Raw genomic sequence first — 14860 nt, 5'->3', positions numbered from 1 at the left:
AATGTTGGTTATCCCTTCAAAGGCAGTGTCAGCAAGATAGCCAAGGCCAGTGACAGTTGCAGGCCCAGGCACAGGGCCTGGCGACGGAGCAGGTTGAGTGCGGCCTGGCTGCGAGCGGGCCAGGCGCGGGAATCCAGGGGCTGTGGCTTGAGCTTCAGCTCGAACAGGGCCTGGTCCAGAGTGTGGGTATCTGCCGTCAGGTCGCGGCTGGCGGCCAGGTGGGCAAACAGCTCGGCGTCCAGCGCCACGCGGATGGCCCAGTATTTGTGCAGCACGCCGAGCACCAGCAGGGTAATGCTCAGCAGGCTTGCCAGCGGTTGTAGCGGGGCACCCAGCAACGGCGCCAGGCCGTAGGCCAGGGCCAGCAGGGTGATGCCGTCGGAAAGGCGCTCCAGTTGCTTGCCGCGGCCCAGCAGGCCGGCCACCACGATCAGGTTCATGGTTGCGCTCCGAGTTGATGCAGGACCTGGCGGTGCGCGTGATGCAGGACGATGTCAGGGCGGGCTTTACGGATCACTGCCTCGGCCTGTTGCGCATTGCTGCAGCGGCCGCTGAGCACCAACCAGGCTGCCACGGCGCTGGCGCTGCGCGAATGGCCCAGCGCACAGCAGACCAGTACCGGGCCTTTGGCACGCAGGCGTTCGATGGCGTTGGCGGCCTGCTGCAGGAGGGTGATGTCCGGTGCTATCAGGTCCAGGGTCGGAAAACCCTGATAAGCACCCGCTGGCGCGGCACAGGATAGTTCGGCGCACAAGTCGACAACTGCCGGAAAGCGGGCATCGGCGGGACGTCCCGGGATTCTCCCCAGGTAAACGCCATCACAGACTTCGTCTGGCTGCGGGTGACGCCTGGTCCACAACCTCGAATTGGCCCACGCTGCCAACAGGTACGGCGCCAGCAACCAGCAGGCGGCGCTGGACAATCGGCCATCGCTGCCCTTTTGAAACCCGCCTGCACCCAGCACGGCATAGTTCAGCGCCACCAACCCCAGCGACACCGCCGGCCAGGCCAACCAAAGCCAGGCGCCGCCCAATACCCGGGCAAACATTGCACACATGAGCGCGCCCGCGGCATAGCAAAGCGCCAACAGCCAGCGCTTGGCATCCTGCGCAAGGCGAGCCTGCTGCCAAGGCAGCCGTCCCTTGTGCGGCCACAGCCACACACAGGCAAATCCCGCCAACGCGCCGGTAGGCACGTCGACGAAGTGGTGTTGCCAGGTGGTCAGCACCGACACCCCGATCAGCCCCATCCAGCCATGCATCAACCAACGCCAGGGCTGGCGCCGCACATGCCGGGCAAACATCGTCCAGATCACCACCAGCAGGGCGATGTGCAGCGAAGGTGCCTGGTTGAAAGGCTTGTCGAAGCCCATCAGCACGTCGAACAGCCAGCCGAACAGCCCGCCCAGTTCTGGCCGCTCGAAGGTGAAGCGCAGCGGCCAGAGCAGGAAGCAGGCGACGCTGACCACCTGTGCACTGAGCAGCGCCAGGGCATGGCGGTCCATTTCCTGGCGCGTGCGTGGCAGCAGGAAAGACAGCCCGTACAGCAGGTCGATCGACCAGTAGGGGATGATCGTCCAGGGCCACAGCGGCATGCCGCGCTCCCAGCCGAACACCAGGCTGCCGACATCCGTGCGCCCGGCCGTATGGTTGTTTGCCAGCCCGTAGCTGAGGAAAAACAATGGCCCCAGCAACAGCAGCCAGCACACGCCCCGGCGGATCAGCCCGGGCTCACGAGAAGGGTTCATTCAGCGTACCCGTTGTGCCAGGCTGACGCTGAAGATGCCCCATTCATCGATGCGCTGGGCCAGCTTGCGGAAACCTGCAGCTTCGACCAGCTGGTCCATTTCCGCCTGGCTGCGGCGGCGCATCACCCAGGCCTCGCCGCCGCGGTGGCTGGTCAGGGCGCGGGCGATCATCTCCAGTTGCGGGTGCCATGGCTGGCCGGTGTAGACCAGATAGCCGCCTTCTTCCACAGCGTCCGCCAGGCCGGCCAGCGAGTTGCTCACCAGCTGGTTGCTGGGGAACAGTTCGTACAGCCCGGAAACCACTGCCAGGGTAGGGGGCTGTTGCAGTGTGGCCAGGCTCTGGCGGTCGAAGGCATCGCCCTGGACAAAGCGGGCGATATCGGCCAGGCCCTTCTCGGCGATCAGCGCGCTGCCTTGCTGCACGTTGAGCTCGCTGTAGTCGCGCAGCAGGATCGAATCCGGCAGTTGCTCGAGCTCTTGCAGTGCTTCGAGGATGTAGCGGCCATGGCCGGCGGCGATGTCGACTATGTGCACCGGCTTTTGTTGTTCGCGCAGGCGGGCGATGGCCTGGCGCAGCAGTTCTTCCACGTGCAGCTTGCGCTGGCGAATGCCGCGCCAGCCGATGGCGTCGAGGTAGTTCTGGTCAACCAGGCGACCCAGCTTGCCTTTGCCCGTGGGCTGATTGCGGTACACGTAGTCCAGGGTGCTGCCGGAATCAAAACCGGTGTCGAAGCCCAGCTTGACGCCCTCGGACAAGCTCTTGCCCATGCGCATGCTGGCCCGGGTTGCCCGCCAGTACAGGTCGCGGGGCGAGTTACGCGGCAGCGGCGCCGCCAGGCTTTCGGCCTCGGCGCAGCTGGCGCCAGTCTTGTCGGCATCCAGCAGCGACGGCACGGTGGCGGGGCTGCTGAAGCAGTGTTCGACAAACCGCTCGATGCGCCGCAACGCATGGGCTCGGTCGCGCTCGCCGAGGGTGTCATGGAAAAAGCCCGGCAGGATGTGCATTTCCTTGCGCGCGCTGCCCAGGCGTTCGAAGAAGCGCTCCTGCGGTTGGCGCTCGACCACGAAGTCGGCACCGGACACCAGCAGTTGCGTGGGCACCTGGATGGCCTGGGCGTCCGCTACCACGCGGTCAGCAGCTTCATACAGGCCCAGCAGCATGGTCACCGAAATCGGCCGGCTGATCAGCGGGTCGGCGACATAAGACGCAATCCGCTCCGGGTCGTGTGTAAGCAGGCGTGGCTTGACGTAGCTGTTGACGAAGAAATTGCCGCGCACGGCCTTCAGCAGTTTCAGGCCGGGGCGGGCGAACGGCACGTACAGCTTGACCTTGAAGGCCGGCGAGGCCAGTACCAGGCAGCGCACCTTGGGCGCGTAGTCGTGGGCCCAGGTGGCGATCAACACCGCGCCGACGCTCTGTGCCAGCACCACCAGGTCCTGCTCGGCGATGCCGTGGTGGGTGTGGATGTGCTCGATGAAGGTTTGCACGTCGCGCACGCTGGTGGCGAACCCCGGGCTGTCGCCCCGCGCGCCTGGCGACCGGCCATGGCCGCGGGCATCCCAGGCGAAGAAGTCGTACCCCGGCATGTCCAGCTCATCGGCCAGGTGGGCCATGCGCCCGCCGTGTTCGTGGCCGCGGTGGAACATCACCACGGCCCGGCGTGGCTGGTGTTCGTTGCGGGTGGCAGGCCAATGACGGTAATGCAACTCGACACCGTCATGGGTGGAGAAGTGCAGCGCTTGCGCTTGACGCATGATGATAAGTCCTTTTGCGACGGCAGACGGCTCAGCGGGTTTCGGCCAGCCCATGGCGAACCCGGTTGTAGAGGGTATAGAGGGAGAGCGCGAGGATCACCAGCATCAGGCCGTTGACCCACATGCCATCGAGCAGGCCGAAGGCGACGCCGGTGCCTACCACGCCGAAGGCGAAGGCCCGGTCGCTTTTGCCCATGGGCCCGTCGTAGCGCCGCGAGGCACCGGCCAGCGGGCCCATGACCCCTGCGTATTCGCTGAAGGTGGCGCTCAGCACTACCAATACCACCAAGGCCGGCGAGACACCGGCCAGCAGGGCGAAGGGCAGGTACAGGGCGGCGTCGGCGACCACGTCACTGAGTTCGTTGAGGTAGGCGCCGAGGGTGGATTGCTGGCCGAATTCCCGGGCCAGCATGCCGTCGACGGCATTCAGCGCCATGCGCAGCAGCATCCACACCGGCACCAGGATGAACAGCGAGGTGACGTGGGGCAGGCCGGCCAGCAGCAGGCCAAGCAGGATCGACACGACGGCGGCGGCGACGGTGACTTGGTTGGCGGTGACGCCACGGTCGTAAAGGCGCTGCACGGTGGGGCGCAGCAAGGCCTGGAAACGCGGTTTGAGCTGGTAGATCGATGCCACTGGAAAATCCTTTTTCGTGGTGCGTCAGGGCGTTAATTGTGTGTGAGCCTTGTTCGCGGGTAAACCCGCGCTCACAGGTTTGATGATTATCTGCAGACTGGCGCTGCTTTTTGCAGGCGTGTTTCAGCCGGTCAAGGTGGTTACCAGCCCTGCGGCATAGCCTGGCAGCGTCGCAAAATCCCGCGCGCAAATTAGTAACCGGCGGTTGGCCCAAGGTTCCCGCAGCGCCGCCCAGTGCAACGGCAATAGCCCCTGCCAACGCTTCACGGCGGCCAGTGGCACCACTCCGACCCCAGCCCCGCCCGCGACCATGCGGATCACCCCGTCGAACCCCTCTGCCCGCACCCGAACTTGCATGCGCCGCCCTTCGCGCAGCGCCTGCTCCTCCAGGTACAACGCCAGTGCACTGCTGGCCCCAAGGCCGATATGGCCGTGGGCCAGGCTGTCGATGAAGGTGGGCGCGACGGCGCTGGCCAGCGGGTGGTCCGGCGGCGTCACCAGTACCAGCGGGTCGTCGCGAAATGGCACGGTTTGCAGGTGCTCGCTGGGCGCCGCGGTCGAGATGATGCCCAGGTCGGCCATGCCCTGGGTAATCGACTGCACGATGCGCAGGCTCGGCAGTTCCTGGACATCCACGTTTACGCCGGGGTTTCTGGCCAGGTAGCCGGCCAGCAATTCGGGCAGATACTCGGTGAGCGCCGCCGTGTTGCACAGCAAGCGCACCTGGCCCTGCTGCCCCTGCGCGAACTGGCCCAGGTCGAACTGCAGGCGCTCGACTTGCTGCGCTATCAACCGGGCATGCTGCTGCAGTGCCTGGCCGGCGGGGGTCGGCTGCACGCCGCGGCGGTTGCGTTCCAGCAAAGGCACGCCCAGCGACGCTTCCATGGCCCGGATGCGCGCACTTGCGGCTGGCAGCGACAGGTGGCTGCGGCTGGCACCAGCGGTGATGTTGCCGCATTCCAGCGTGTGCTGGAACAGCTTGAGATCGGTCAGGTCGAAATGCATGGATCTTTATCCTGAAGATGTCCTGGCTCTGTCCTGGCTCTGTCCTGGCTCTGTCCTGGCAAGAGCCTGGCTGAGTATATGGCAGATTTTCAACACACCAGGCGTCGGCCATCATCGGCCCATGAATACCCTTCTCGCGTTCTACCACAACATTGGCCCAGCCCTATCGGTGCTGGTTGTATTGACCTTTCTGCTGGCCGGCGCGGTTAAAGGGGTGATTGGCCTCGGCCTGCCGACCATCGCCATGGGCCTGCTGGGGCTGGCTATGTCACCGGCGCAGGCTGCAGCCCTGCTGATCGTGCCTTCGACGCTGACCAACCTCTGGCAACTGGCGGTCGGCGGGCATCTGCCGGCATTGCTGCGCCGGCTTGGGCCGCTATTGGCGATGATTTTCGTCGGGACATTGCTCGGCAGTGCATGGCTGGGCATCAACAGCGGGCCGTGGGCGGTGCATGCATTGGGGGCGGCGCTGGTGATCTACGCACTATACGGGCTGGTGGGGCCGGCCTTGCGCGTGGTGCCTGCCTGGGAAGGGTGGCTGGGGCCGGTCTGCGGCTTTGTGACTGGCGTGGTCACCGCCGCCACAGGGGTGTTCGTGATGCCGGCAGTGCCTTACCTGCAGAGCCTGGGCATGCGCCGCGATGAGCTGATCCAGGCCCTGGGCCTGGCATTCACGGTCTCGACCCTGGCATTGGCCTGCGGCCTGGCCGGGCAGGACGCCCTGGGTGGCCAGGCGTTGGGCGCGTCACTGCTGATGCTGGCGCCGGCCCTGCTGGGCATGCTCGCCGGGCAGTGGCTGCGTCAGCGCATCAGTGCAGCGCTGTTCAAGCGCTGCTTTTTCATCGGCCTGGCCATACTCGGCGGCCATCTGCTGATCAACGGCTAGCCGATGACGCGCTGAGCATGTCGATCATCTGGATATCGAACTCACGCTCCAGGTAATCCATGCGTTTTTCAAAGAACGCAGTCATGTGCGGCAGTGCCGAATGCACGTCGAGCGCGGCCTTGTCGGCCCACACCTCGAAGAACACGAACAGGCTTGGGTCCTGCTGGTCGCGCAGCATGTGGTACTCGATGCAGCCCGGTTCCTGGCGGCTGGGTTCGACGTAGGCGCGGAACAGGGTTTCGAACGCATCAGCCATTTCCGGGCGGGTCTTGGCTTTGAGGATGAAGGCGTGTTGCTCACTCATTGGGATGACACTCGATGGAGGATGATGAACCGATTCTACGGCAATAATGTGTTTGCCATTCGTGACTTCAGATCAATTGTATTTTGCCCCGTCGTTGCTGTATTCCACGCTCGCGAGCCTCTAACCTGCCGGCCTGATTTCTGAATCCGGCCCTGGAGGCCAGCATGAAAAAGATCCTTTTGCTCAACGGCGGTAAACAGTTCGCACATTCTGACGGTCGCCTCAACACCACCTTGCACGAAGCTGCAATCGCTCACCTGGACCGGGCCGGTTTCGATGTACGCGAGACCTTTATCGACGGCGGCTACGACGCCCAGGAAGAAGTGCAGAAATTCCTCTGGGCCGATGTAGTGATCTACCAGATGCCAGGCTGGTGGATGGGGGCGCCGTGGACGGTAAAGAAATACGTCGATGATGTGTTCACTGCAGGTCACGGCAGCTTGTATGCCAACGACGGCCGTACCCGCTCGGACCACTCGCAGAAGTACGGCAGCGGTGGCCTGGTCCACGGCAAGCAGTACATGTTGTCGCTGACCTGGAACGCGCCGCAGCAGGCCTTTGACGACGCCAGCGATTTCTTCGAGGGCAAGGGCGTGGACGCGGTGTACTTCCCGTTCCACAAGGCCAACCAGTTCCTCGGCATGACCGGGCTGCCGACCTTTCTGGCGACCGACGTGATGAAACGGCCTGACGTGCCAGCAGCCCTGGCAGCCTATGAGGCGCACCTGGACCAGGTGTTTGGCAAGGCTGATTGAGGTTTGTGTGCACCGGCCTCTTCGCGGGTGAACCCGCTCCCACAGGTATTGCACCGATTTCAAGGTCAATGGGGTTCCTGCGGGAGCGGGTTCACCCACCGCTGGACTTGGCCTGCACAAGCGGCTATCTAATCTCTGCAAAGATCCACTACAGGCCCAGACGTGAAAACCCGATCCGAAGAACTCCAGGTATTCGTCGCTGTCATCGACTGCGGTTCGATCTCCGCTGCCGCCGAGCAGATGGGCCAGACCCCGTCGGCCGTCAGCCGCACCTTGTCGCGCCTGGAAGCCAAGCTGGGTACCACGCTGGTCAACCGCACCACCCGGCGCATGGACCTGACCGAAGAGGGCCGGTTCTTCCTCGAGCGCTCGCGGCTGATCCTGCAGCAGATGGACGAGATGGAAGAGCGCCTGTCGATGAACCGCCAGACCCCCACCGGGCGCTTGCGCATCAATGCGGCCGCACCGTTCATGCTGCACGCCATCCTGCCGTGGATCGGCGAGTTTCGGCGCCAGTACCCGGGTATCGAACTGGAGCTGAACACCGACGATCTGATCATCGACCTGCTGGAGCAGAGCACTGATGTGGCGATCCGCATCGGCCAACTGGCCGACTCCAGCCTGCACGCGCGCAACCTGGGTTGCAGCCCGGTGCAGGTGCTGGCCAGCCCGGCTTACCTGGAGCAGCACGGTACCCCGCAGCGGGTAGAGGACCTGAGCAACCATTGCCTGCTGGGTTTCAGCCAGCCCGAGTCGCTCAACCAGTGGCCATTGCGCCACGCCCAGGGCGACCGCTGGAGCATCCGCCCGGCGCTGATCGCCTCCAGCGGCGAGACCCTGCGCCAGCTGGCCCTGGCTGGCGAGGGCATCGTCAGCCTGTCGCACTTCATGACCCACGAAGACATCCGCGCCGGGCGCTTGCAGGTACTGCTGGGCGAGGCCAACAACGGTTATCGCCAACCGATTCATGCGGTGTATTACCGCAATACCCAGCTGGCGCTGCGCATCCAGTGCTTCCTCGATTTCATCCAGCGCAAGCTGGCGATGTACGCCTGCTGATTTGCCTGAACGCGACACATCCTGTCCATCGGCGGCGAAACTTCCTACGGATGATTGCGCAGTTGAAACGCTTCGGCCTTACTGACTGCTCAACAAAAACAACACCAAGGAAGTGTCATGCGCATTGTCCCGTTCCAGTACCTGGCTCTCGCAGCCGCGATCCTGAGCTGTTCTTCGGTTTATGCCGCCAACCTGGAAGGCGGCGCGGTAGCCGCGCCTGATCAATATGGTGCACAGGTGGCCGCCGATATCCTGAAAAAGGGCGGCAATGCGGTGGACGCGGCAGTCGCCACCGCCTTCACCCTGGCGGTGACCTACCCGGAGGCCGGTAACATCGGCGGTGGCGGCTTCATGACCCTGTTCGTCGACGGCAAGCCTTACTTCCTCGACTACCGTGAAGTCGCGCCAAAGGCCGCCACGCGCAACATGTACCTGGATGACAAGGGCGAGGTCATCGAGAACCTCAGCCTGGTCGGTGTACGTGCCGCGGGTGTGCCCGGTACGGTGATGGGCCTGTGGGAAGCACACCAAAAGTTCGGCAAGCTGCCCTGGAGCGAGCTGCTGACGCCGGCCATCGGCTATGCGAAAAACGGCTTCAAGGTGGCGGAAAAACAGTACCAGTACCGCAACGATGCCCAGGGCATGTTCAAGACCGCGACCAACTTCAACGACTACTTCGGCAACATGAAGGTCGGCGAGTTGTTCAAGCAGCCGGAAATGGCCCAAACCCTGGAGCGCATCGCCGACAAAGGCGTCAGCGAGTTCTACCAGGGCAAGACCGCCGACCTGCTGGTGGCGCAGATGCAAGCCGACAATGGCCTGATCACCAAGCAAGACCTGAAGGATTACAAAGCCGTGTGGCGTGAGCCGATGGCCGTTAGCTGGCGTGGCAACGTGGTGTACACGGCGCCGCCGCCGAGCTCCGGCGGCGTCGCCCTGGCCCAGCTGCTGGGCATCAAGGAAGACCGTGCGGCCGACTTCAAGGGGGTGGCGCACAACTCGGCGCAGTACATCCACCTGCTGGCGGAGATCGAGAAGCGCGTGTTCGCCGACCGCGCCGACTACCTTGGCGATCCGGCCTTCACCAAGGTGCCGGTGGACCAGCTGGTGGCCAAGGATTACCTGGCCAAGCGCGCCGCGCAGGTCAACCCGAAGGCGATTTCCGACACCGACAAGGTCAAGCCGGGCCTGGAGCCGCATCAGACCACGCACTTCTCGATCGTCGACAAACAGGGTAATGCGGTCAGCAACACCTACACCCTCAACCTTGACTACGGCAGTGGCGTGGTGGTGAAAGGCGCGGGCTTCCTGCTGAACGACGAAATGGACGATTTCAGCGCCAAGCCGGGGGCGGCGAATGCCTTTGGCGTGGTCGGCGGCGATGCCAATGCCATCGAGCCGGGCAAGCGCATGCTGTCGTCCATGAGCCCAAGCCTGATGACCCGTGATGGCAAGGTCGAGCTGGTCATCGGTACGCCAGGTGGTTCGCGGATCTTCACCTCTATCTTCCAGGTGATGAACAACCTGTACGACTACGGCATGCCGTTGGACAAGGCAGTGGCGGCACAGCGCGTGCACCATCAGTTGCTGCCCAAGGACACCATCTATTTCGACAGTTATGCACCGCTGACCGGGGATGTGGCTGATGACCTGAAGAAGATGGGTTATGTGCTGGAGGATCAGGGCTGGGAAATGGGCGATATCCAGGCGATCCGCGTGGATGGTGCCAAGCTTGAGACCGCTACCGATCCGCGTGGGCGCGGAGTGGGGATGATCGTCAAATAAGCGCTCGCCAGTGCCGGCCTCATCGCCGGCAAGCCAGCTCCCACAGGTACGGCACTGCCCTCAAGGCCTGTGCAGGTCCTCGGGGGAGGCTCGCCAGCTCCCACAGTTACGGCACTGCCCTCAAGGCCTGTGCAGGTCCTCGGGGGAGGCTCGCCAGCTCCCACAGTTACGGCACTGCCCTCAAGGCCTGTGCAGGTCCTTGGGGGAGGCTCGCCAGCTCCCACAGTTACGGCACTGCCCTCAAGGCCTGTGCAGATCCTGTGGGAGCCTGGCCGGCGATGGGCCGCAAAGCGGCCCCAGGATTTGAAGGTCAGACGCGGAACTGGCTGACCAAGGTCTGCAACTGCCCGCCAAGGCGCGCCAGTTCCACACTCGACGCAGCCGTTTCGTCACTGGCCGCCGCCGTCTGCTCGGACACATCACGCACATTCAGGATGCTGCGGCTGATCTCTTCAGCCACCGCACTCTGCTGCTCTGCCGCCGCGGCAATCTGCTGGTTCATCGACTGGATGCTCGACACCGTGCCAGTGATGCTCTCCAGCGAGGCGCCGGCTTTGCGCGCCAGCTCGACACTGTTGTCGGTCAGGGCGCGGCTGCCTTGCATGGCATTCGCCACTTGTTGGGTGCCGTGCTGCAGGCTGGCGATCAGCGCTTCGATCTCCTCGGTGGACTTTTGCGTACGCTGGGCCAGCCCGCGGACTTCATCTGCCACCACGGCAAAGCCACGCCCGGCTTCCCCGGCGCGTGCCGCTTCGATCGCGGCGTTCAGCGCCAGCAGGTTGGTCTGCTCGGCTACCGACTTGATCACGTCCATTACGCTGCCGATCTTCTGGCTTTCCTCCTGCAGCAGGTTCATGGCCTCGGTGGAGCGGTGCATGTCTGCGGCCAGGCGCTCGATCTGGCCGATCGCCTCGCCCACCACGCGGTCGCCGGCGCGGGCTTCATCGTCGGCACCGGTGGCGGCATGCGAGGCCTGTTCGGCATTACGTGCCACTTCCTGAACGGTGGCCGCCATTTCATGCATGGCGGTGGCCACCTGGTCGGTCTCGACTTTCTGGCTGTTGGCGCCGGCGCTGGTCTGTTCGGTAACCGCCGACAGCTCCTCGGCGGCGCTGGCGATCTGGGTGACGCCGTCTCGGATGCCGCTGATCAGCTCGCGCAGGGTCGTGCCCATGCGGCCGATGCCCTGCTGCAGTACCCCCAGTTCATCGCGACGGGTGACGCGCAACTGCTGGGTGAGGTCGCCGCTGGCGATCTTTTCCACCGCGATCAGGGTGTCATGCAGCGGGCGGGTGATCTGGCGGGTAATCAGCACCGCTGCCAGTACGCCGACCAGCAGTGCCAGCAACGTGGCGATGGCTTGCCGGCTGCGCGCCTGGGTGCTTTCGATATCGCGGCGCTGCAGCTGGATCTGGTACAGCGCGTCACTGCGCTTGACGATGTCGGCACCCTGCACGGTCATTTCGGCGCGAGCGGTGGTGATAGTGGCGACCGCGTCGCGGAACTGACGAACCGCGTCACGGTAGGTCATCACCGAGCGTTCGAACTGTTGCAGACGTGCGTCTTCGGCAGGCAGCTGGCGCTTGAGGTTGTCGATGTCCACCAGCGCTGCGTCCAGCTGGCGCAGGGCCGCCTGCTCGTTGGCGGCGCTGTTGTCGGCAATATAGCCGCGCACATCGATACGCACCTGCAGCAGTTGCTGGCGGGCCTTGCTGATCAGCTGGTACTGGGCCAGGCGTACGCTGTCGGCCTCGGGGCGTGCCATGACCTCCTGGCTGAGGGTATCCATGGCCTGGTCGGCGCGGGTGGCCGAACTGTCCATGGCAACGCGCGCAGCACGGGTGGCGTCGTAGCCTTGGCGCATCTTGTTCAGCGACAGTTTGTAGGCGCTGATGGTCTCGCCCAGTTCACCCAGCAGCTTGATGTTCTCGGCACTTTTGAAGGTGCTGGCCAGGTACGCCTGCTGCTTGCCAAAGGCGTCCAGCTTGGCCTGGGTATTGGCTGCTGCGCTGTCGTCGCCGTTGGCGATCATGTACTGCAGGCGCGCAATGCGCAGGTCGGTGAGGTCCTTGTTGAGCTGGCCGATGTCGCCCATCCAGTTGCTGCGGTCGATCAGGCTGCCCAGGCTGGTCCAGCCGGTCAGGGCCAGCAGGCCGGTAAGGATCAGTACCAGGCCGAAGCCCAGGCCGAGTTTGAGGTTGACGCTGATGTTGGCGAACCAGCTGTTCATGCACGCTCTCCAGAAGTTGTTTTCGCTCGCTTGATCTTCGATCGCCAGGCGTTGTTGTTCTGGATGCCCGCTGACTCGTGCGGGGGTTATCGGCAGTGAAGGGGGAAGCTGAAACGCTTTTTCAGCTGATTTGTAACTGGATGCATTGAGGCCGCAGAGCGGCCCCTATGCAGGTCAAAGGTTGCGCGCACTGAAGGTATCGCAGCTGTTCACCTCACCCTGGGCGAACCCGGCCTTGAACCAGCGCACGCGCTGCGCCGAGGTGCCATGGGTAAAGGAGTCCGGTACCACGCGCCCGCGGCCTTGCTGCTGCAGGCGGTCATCGCCGATGGCATTGGCGGCGTTCAGCGCTTCCTCGACGTCACCCGGCTCCAGCCAGTTCAGCCGCTTCTGCGCCTGATAGGCCCACACCCCGGCCAGGCAGTCGGCCTGCAGCTCCTGGCGTACCAACAGGCCATTGTCGCCTTCCATACGCTGGCCGTTGCGGCGTGCGGCGTCCACCTTGGCCGAAACACCCAGCAGGGTCTGCACGTGGTGGCCGATTTCGTGGGCGATCACATAGGCCTGGGCGAAGTCGCCAGCAGCGGCGAAGCGGGTTTCCATTTCGCGGAAGAACGACATGTCCAGGTATACACGCTGGTCCGCCGGGCAGTAGAACGGCCCGACCGCCGCCGAGGCAAACCCACAGGCCGAATTGACCTGGCCGCTGAACAGCACCAGCTTGGGGTCACGGTACTGTTTGCCGGCTTCGGCGAACAAGGCCTTCCAGGTGTCTTCGGTGTCGCCCAGCACAGAGGCGACAAATTCGGCCTGCTGGTCATTGGCCGGTGGCGCCTTGCCGCCCGCACCGCTGGGTGCCGTCTGCTGTTGCTGCTGTTCCATCTGGCCGGTGAGCTGGCCGAGGATCTGCAACGGGTCCTGCCCGGTAAGCCAGCCGATGCCGACAATCAGCAGAATCGCCCCCAGCCCCAGGCCCTTGCCGCCGCCAAAACGCATGCCGCCGCCACCGCCGCCTTCGCCCCGGGCATCGACCACGTTGTCGCTGCGTCGGCCTTTTCGCCATTCCATGAGTGCTCTCCCGAGCGTGAAACAAGAAGACAAAGATTAGTTCACTACGGCGACAGGTGTCAGGCAAAGGTGTTAATCCATAACCATCTGGTTATGTTTTGAATGCCTGATTTCAATATTCATCGCGCGCGACTTGTCCGAAACTGCAAGTCCGCCTGCCACGCCCAGGCGTTTACATAATTCCAAGAGAGGAAACCGGCATGCCTGCCCAGGACAACAGCCGCTTCGTGATCCGTGATCGCAACTGGCACCCGAAAGCCCTGACGCCTGATTACAAGACGTCCATTGCCCGTTCACCGCGCCAGGCACTGGTCAGTATTCCGCAGTCGATCAGTGAAACCACTGGCCCGGACTTTTCCCATCTGCGCTTTGGCGCCCACGACCATGACCTGCTGCTGAACTTCGACAACGGTGGCCTGCCGATCGGCGAGCGCATCATCGTCGCCGGCCGCGTCGTCGACCAGTACGGCAAGCCTGTGCCGAACACCCTGGTGGAAATGTGGCAGGCCAACGCCGGCGGCCGCTATCGCCACAAGAACGACCGCTACCTGGCACCGCTGGACCCGAACTTCGGCGGTGTTGGCCGTTGCCTGACCGACCAGGACGGCTACTACAGCTTCCGCACCATCAAGCCCGGCCCGTACCCATGGCGCAACGGCCCGAACGACTGGCGCCCGGCGCACATCCACTTCGGCATCAGCGGCCCGTCGATTGCCACCAAGCTGATCACCCAGCTGTACTTCGAGGGTGACCCGCTGATCCCGATGTGCCCCATCGTCAAGTCGATCGCCAACCCGCAAGCCGTGCAGCAGTTGATCGCCAAGCTCGACATGAGCAATGCCAACCCGATGGACTGCCTGGCCTACCGCTTCGACATCGTGCTGCGCGGCCAGCGCAAGACCCACTTCGAAAACTGCTGAGGAAACCGTCATGCCAATCGAACTGCTGCCGGAAACCCCTTCGCAGACCGCCGGCCCCTACGTGCACATCGGCCTGGCCCTGGAAGCGGCCGGCAACCCGACCCGTGATCAGGAAATCTGGAACCGCCTGGCCAAACCAGAGGCACCAGGCGAGCACATCCTGCTGATCGGGCATGTGTACGACGGTAATGGCCACCTGGTACGCGACTCGTTCCTGGAAGTGTGGCAGGCCGACGCCAACGGCGACTACCAGGACGCGTACAACCTGGAAAACGCCTTCAACAGCTTCGGCCGCACGGCTACCACCTTCGATGCTGGCGAGTGGACCATGCAAACGGTCAAGCCGGGTGTGGTGAACAATGCTGCCGGCGTACCCATGGCGCCGCACATCAACATCAGCCTGTTTGCCCGGGGCATCAACATTCACCTGCACACGCGCCTGTATTTCGATGACGAGGCGGCGGCCAATGCCAAATGCCCGGTGTTGAACCTGATCGAGCAGCCGCAGCGGCGTGAGACGTTGATCGCGAAGCGTTGCGAGGTGGACGGGAAGACGGCGTATCGCTTCGATATCCGTATTCAGGGGGAAGGGGAGACGGTGTTCTTCGACTTCTGAGTCAATGTTTGGGGCCGCTTTGCGGCCCATCGCCGGCAAGCCAGCTCCTCCACCGACCGCGCCGCCCTCAAGGCCTGTGCAGTATCTGTGGGA

At 64.0% G+C, this 14860-nt stretch carries 14 protein-coding genes; 6 read left to right on the top strand and 8 right to left on the bottom strand.

Translation table 11 applies throughout. From position 1 onward, the window contains the following. Positions 1–8: 8 nt before the first annotated feature. From AC5O5I_RS24170 to AC5O5I_RS24150, 5 genes are all read right to left on the bottom strand, one after another. On the bottom strand, positions 9–440 hold the full coding sequence (locus AC5O5I_RS24170; RefSeq protein ID WP_494511692.1) for a hypothetical protein: 432 nt from the start codon (positions 438–440) through the stop codon (positions 9–11). Beyond that, positions 437–1747, bottom strand: coding sequence for a phosphatase PAP2/dual specificity phosphatase family protein (locus AC5O5I_RS24165; RefSeq protein WP_494511691.1), 1311 nt, complete (start codon positions 1745–1747; stop codon positions 437–439). Before AC5O5I_RS24165 ends, AC5O5I_RS24170 begins: the two co-directional genes overlap by 4 nt. Then, positions 1748–3502 carry a bifunctional alpha/beta hydrolase/class I SAM-dependent methyltransferase gene (locus AC5O5I_RS24160; RefSeq protein ID WP_172285823.1) on the bottom strand — a complete coding sequence of 585 codons (1755 nt, stop codon included), beginning with the start codon at positions 3500–3502 and terminating at the stop codon, positions 1748–1750. Between the two features lie 31 nt (positions 3503–3533). Further along, positions 3534–4139, bottom strand: a complete 606-nt coding sequence (locus tag AC5O5I_RS24155; RefSeq protein WP_172232215.1) for a CDP-alcohol phosphatidyltransferase family protein — start codon at positions 4137–4139, stop codon at positions 3534–3536. A 123-nt stretch (positions 4140–4262) separates the two neighbouring features. After that, entirely contained in the window at positions 4263–5144 is an 882-nt protein-coding gene (locus tag AC5O5I_RS24150) for a LysR family transcriptional regulator (protein WP_494511690.1), read from the bottom strand. 121 nt (positions 5145–5265) lie between these two features. Here AC5O5I_RS24150 and AC5O5I_RS24145 point away from each other — a divergent pair, with 121 nt between their 5' ends. After that, positions 5266–6030, top strand: coding sequence for a sulfite exporter TauE/SafE family protein (locus AC5O5I_RS24145; protein WP_494511689.1), 765 nt, complete (start codon positions 5266–5268; stop codon positions 6028–6030). On the opposite strand, the gene AC5O5I_RS24140 is transcribed toward AC5O5I_RS24145, so the two are convergent. Beyond that, the gene (locus AC5O5I_RS24140; protein ID WP_172231868.1) at positions 6020–6334 is read right to left on the bottom strand and encodes a putative quinol monooxygenase; all 315 of its coding nucleotides are present in this window, start codon (positions 6332–6334) and stop codon (positions 6020–6022) included. The two genes, AC5O5I_RS24145 and AC5O5I_RS24140, sit on opposite strands and share 11 nt — an antisense overlap. Before the next feature lie 164 nt (positions 6335–6498). Between AC5O5I_RS24140 and mdaB the strand changes: the two genes are divergently transcribed. The 3 genes from mdaB (at position 6499) to ggt (ending at position 9933) form a co-directional block, all read left to right on the top strand. Further along, positions 6499–7089: an NADPH:quinone oxidoreductase MdaB gene (gene mdaB / locus AC5O5I_RS24135; protein ID WP_172285819.1), complete on the top strand. Its 591-nt coding sequence runs from the start codon at positions 6499–6501 to the stop codon at positions 7087–7089. A gap of 162 nt (positions 7090–7251) precedes the next feature. Continuing rightward, positions 7252–8148: a LysR family transcriptional regulator gene (locus tag AC5O5I_RS24130; RefSeq protein ID WP_494511688.1), complete on the top strand. Its 897-nt coding sequence runs from the start codon at positions 7252–7254 to the stop codon at positions 8146–8148. 117 nt (positions 8149–8265) lie between these two features. After that, complete coding sequence (ggt, locus tag AC5O5I_RS24125; protein ID WP_494511687.1) at positions 8266–9933, top strand: gamma-glutamyltransferase; 1668 nt, start codon at positions 8266–8268, stop codon at positions 9931–9933. A gap of 310 nt (positions 9934–10243) precedes the next feature. Here the strand turns inward: ggt and AC5O5I_RS24120 are convergent, their stop codons facing one another. Beyond that, positions 10244–12163: a HAMP domain-containing methyl-accepting chemotaxis protein gene (locus AC5O5I_RS24120; protein WP_494511686.1), complete on the bottom strand. Its 1920-nt coding sequence runs from the start codon at positions 12161–12163 to the stop codon at positions 10244–10246. Between the two features lie 174 nt (positions 12164–12337). Beyond that, entirely contained in the window at positions 12338–13231 is an 894-nt protein-coding gene (gene ypfJ, locus AC5O5I_RS24115) for a KPN_02809 family neutral zinc metallopeptidase (protein WP_172286662.1), read from the bottom strand. Positions 13232–13431: 200 nt separating this feature from the next. On the opposite strand from ypfJ, the gene pcaH reads away from it, so the two are divergent. After that, positions 13432–14151: a protocatechuate 3,4-dioxygenase subunit beta gene (gene pcaH / locus AC5O5I_RS24110; protein WP_172232345.1), complete on the top strand. Its 720-nt coding sequence runs from the start codon at positions 13432–13434 to the stop codon at positions 14149–14151. Between the two features lie 10 nt (positions 14152–14161). Continuing rightward, positions 14162–14767, top strand: coding sequence for a protocatechuate 3,4-dioxygenase subunit alpha (gene pcaG / locus AC5O5I_RS24105; RefSeq protein ID WP_172232348.1), 606 nt, complete (start codon positions 14162–14164; stop codon positions 14765–14767). Positions 14768–14860 lie beyond the last annotated feature (93 nt).

Source organism: Pseudomonas sp. 9_2_1 (assembly GCF_059295275.1).
This window is presented reverse-complemented; position numbering and strand designations above follow the sequence as displayed.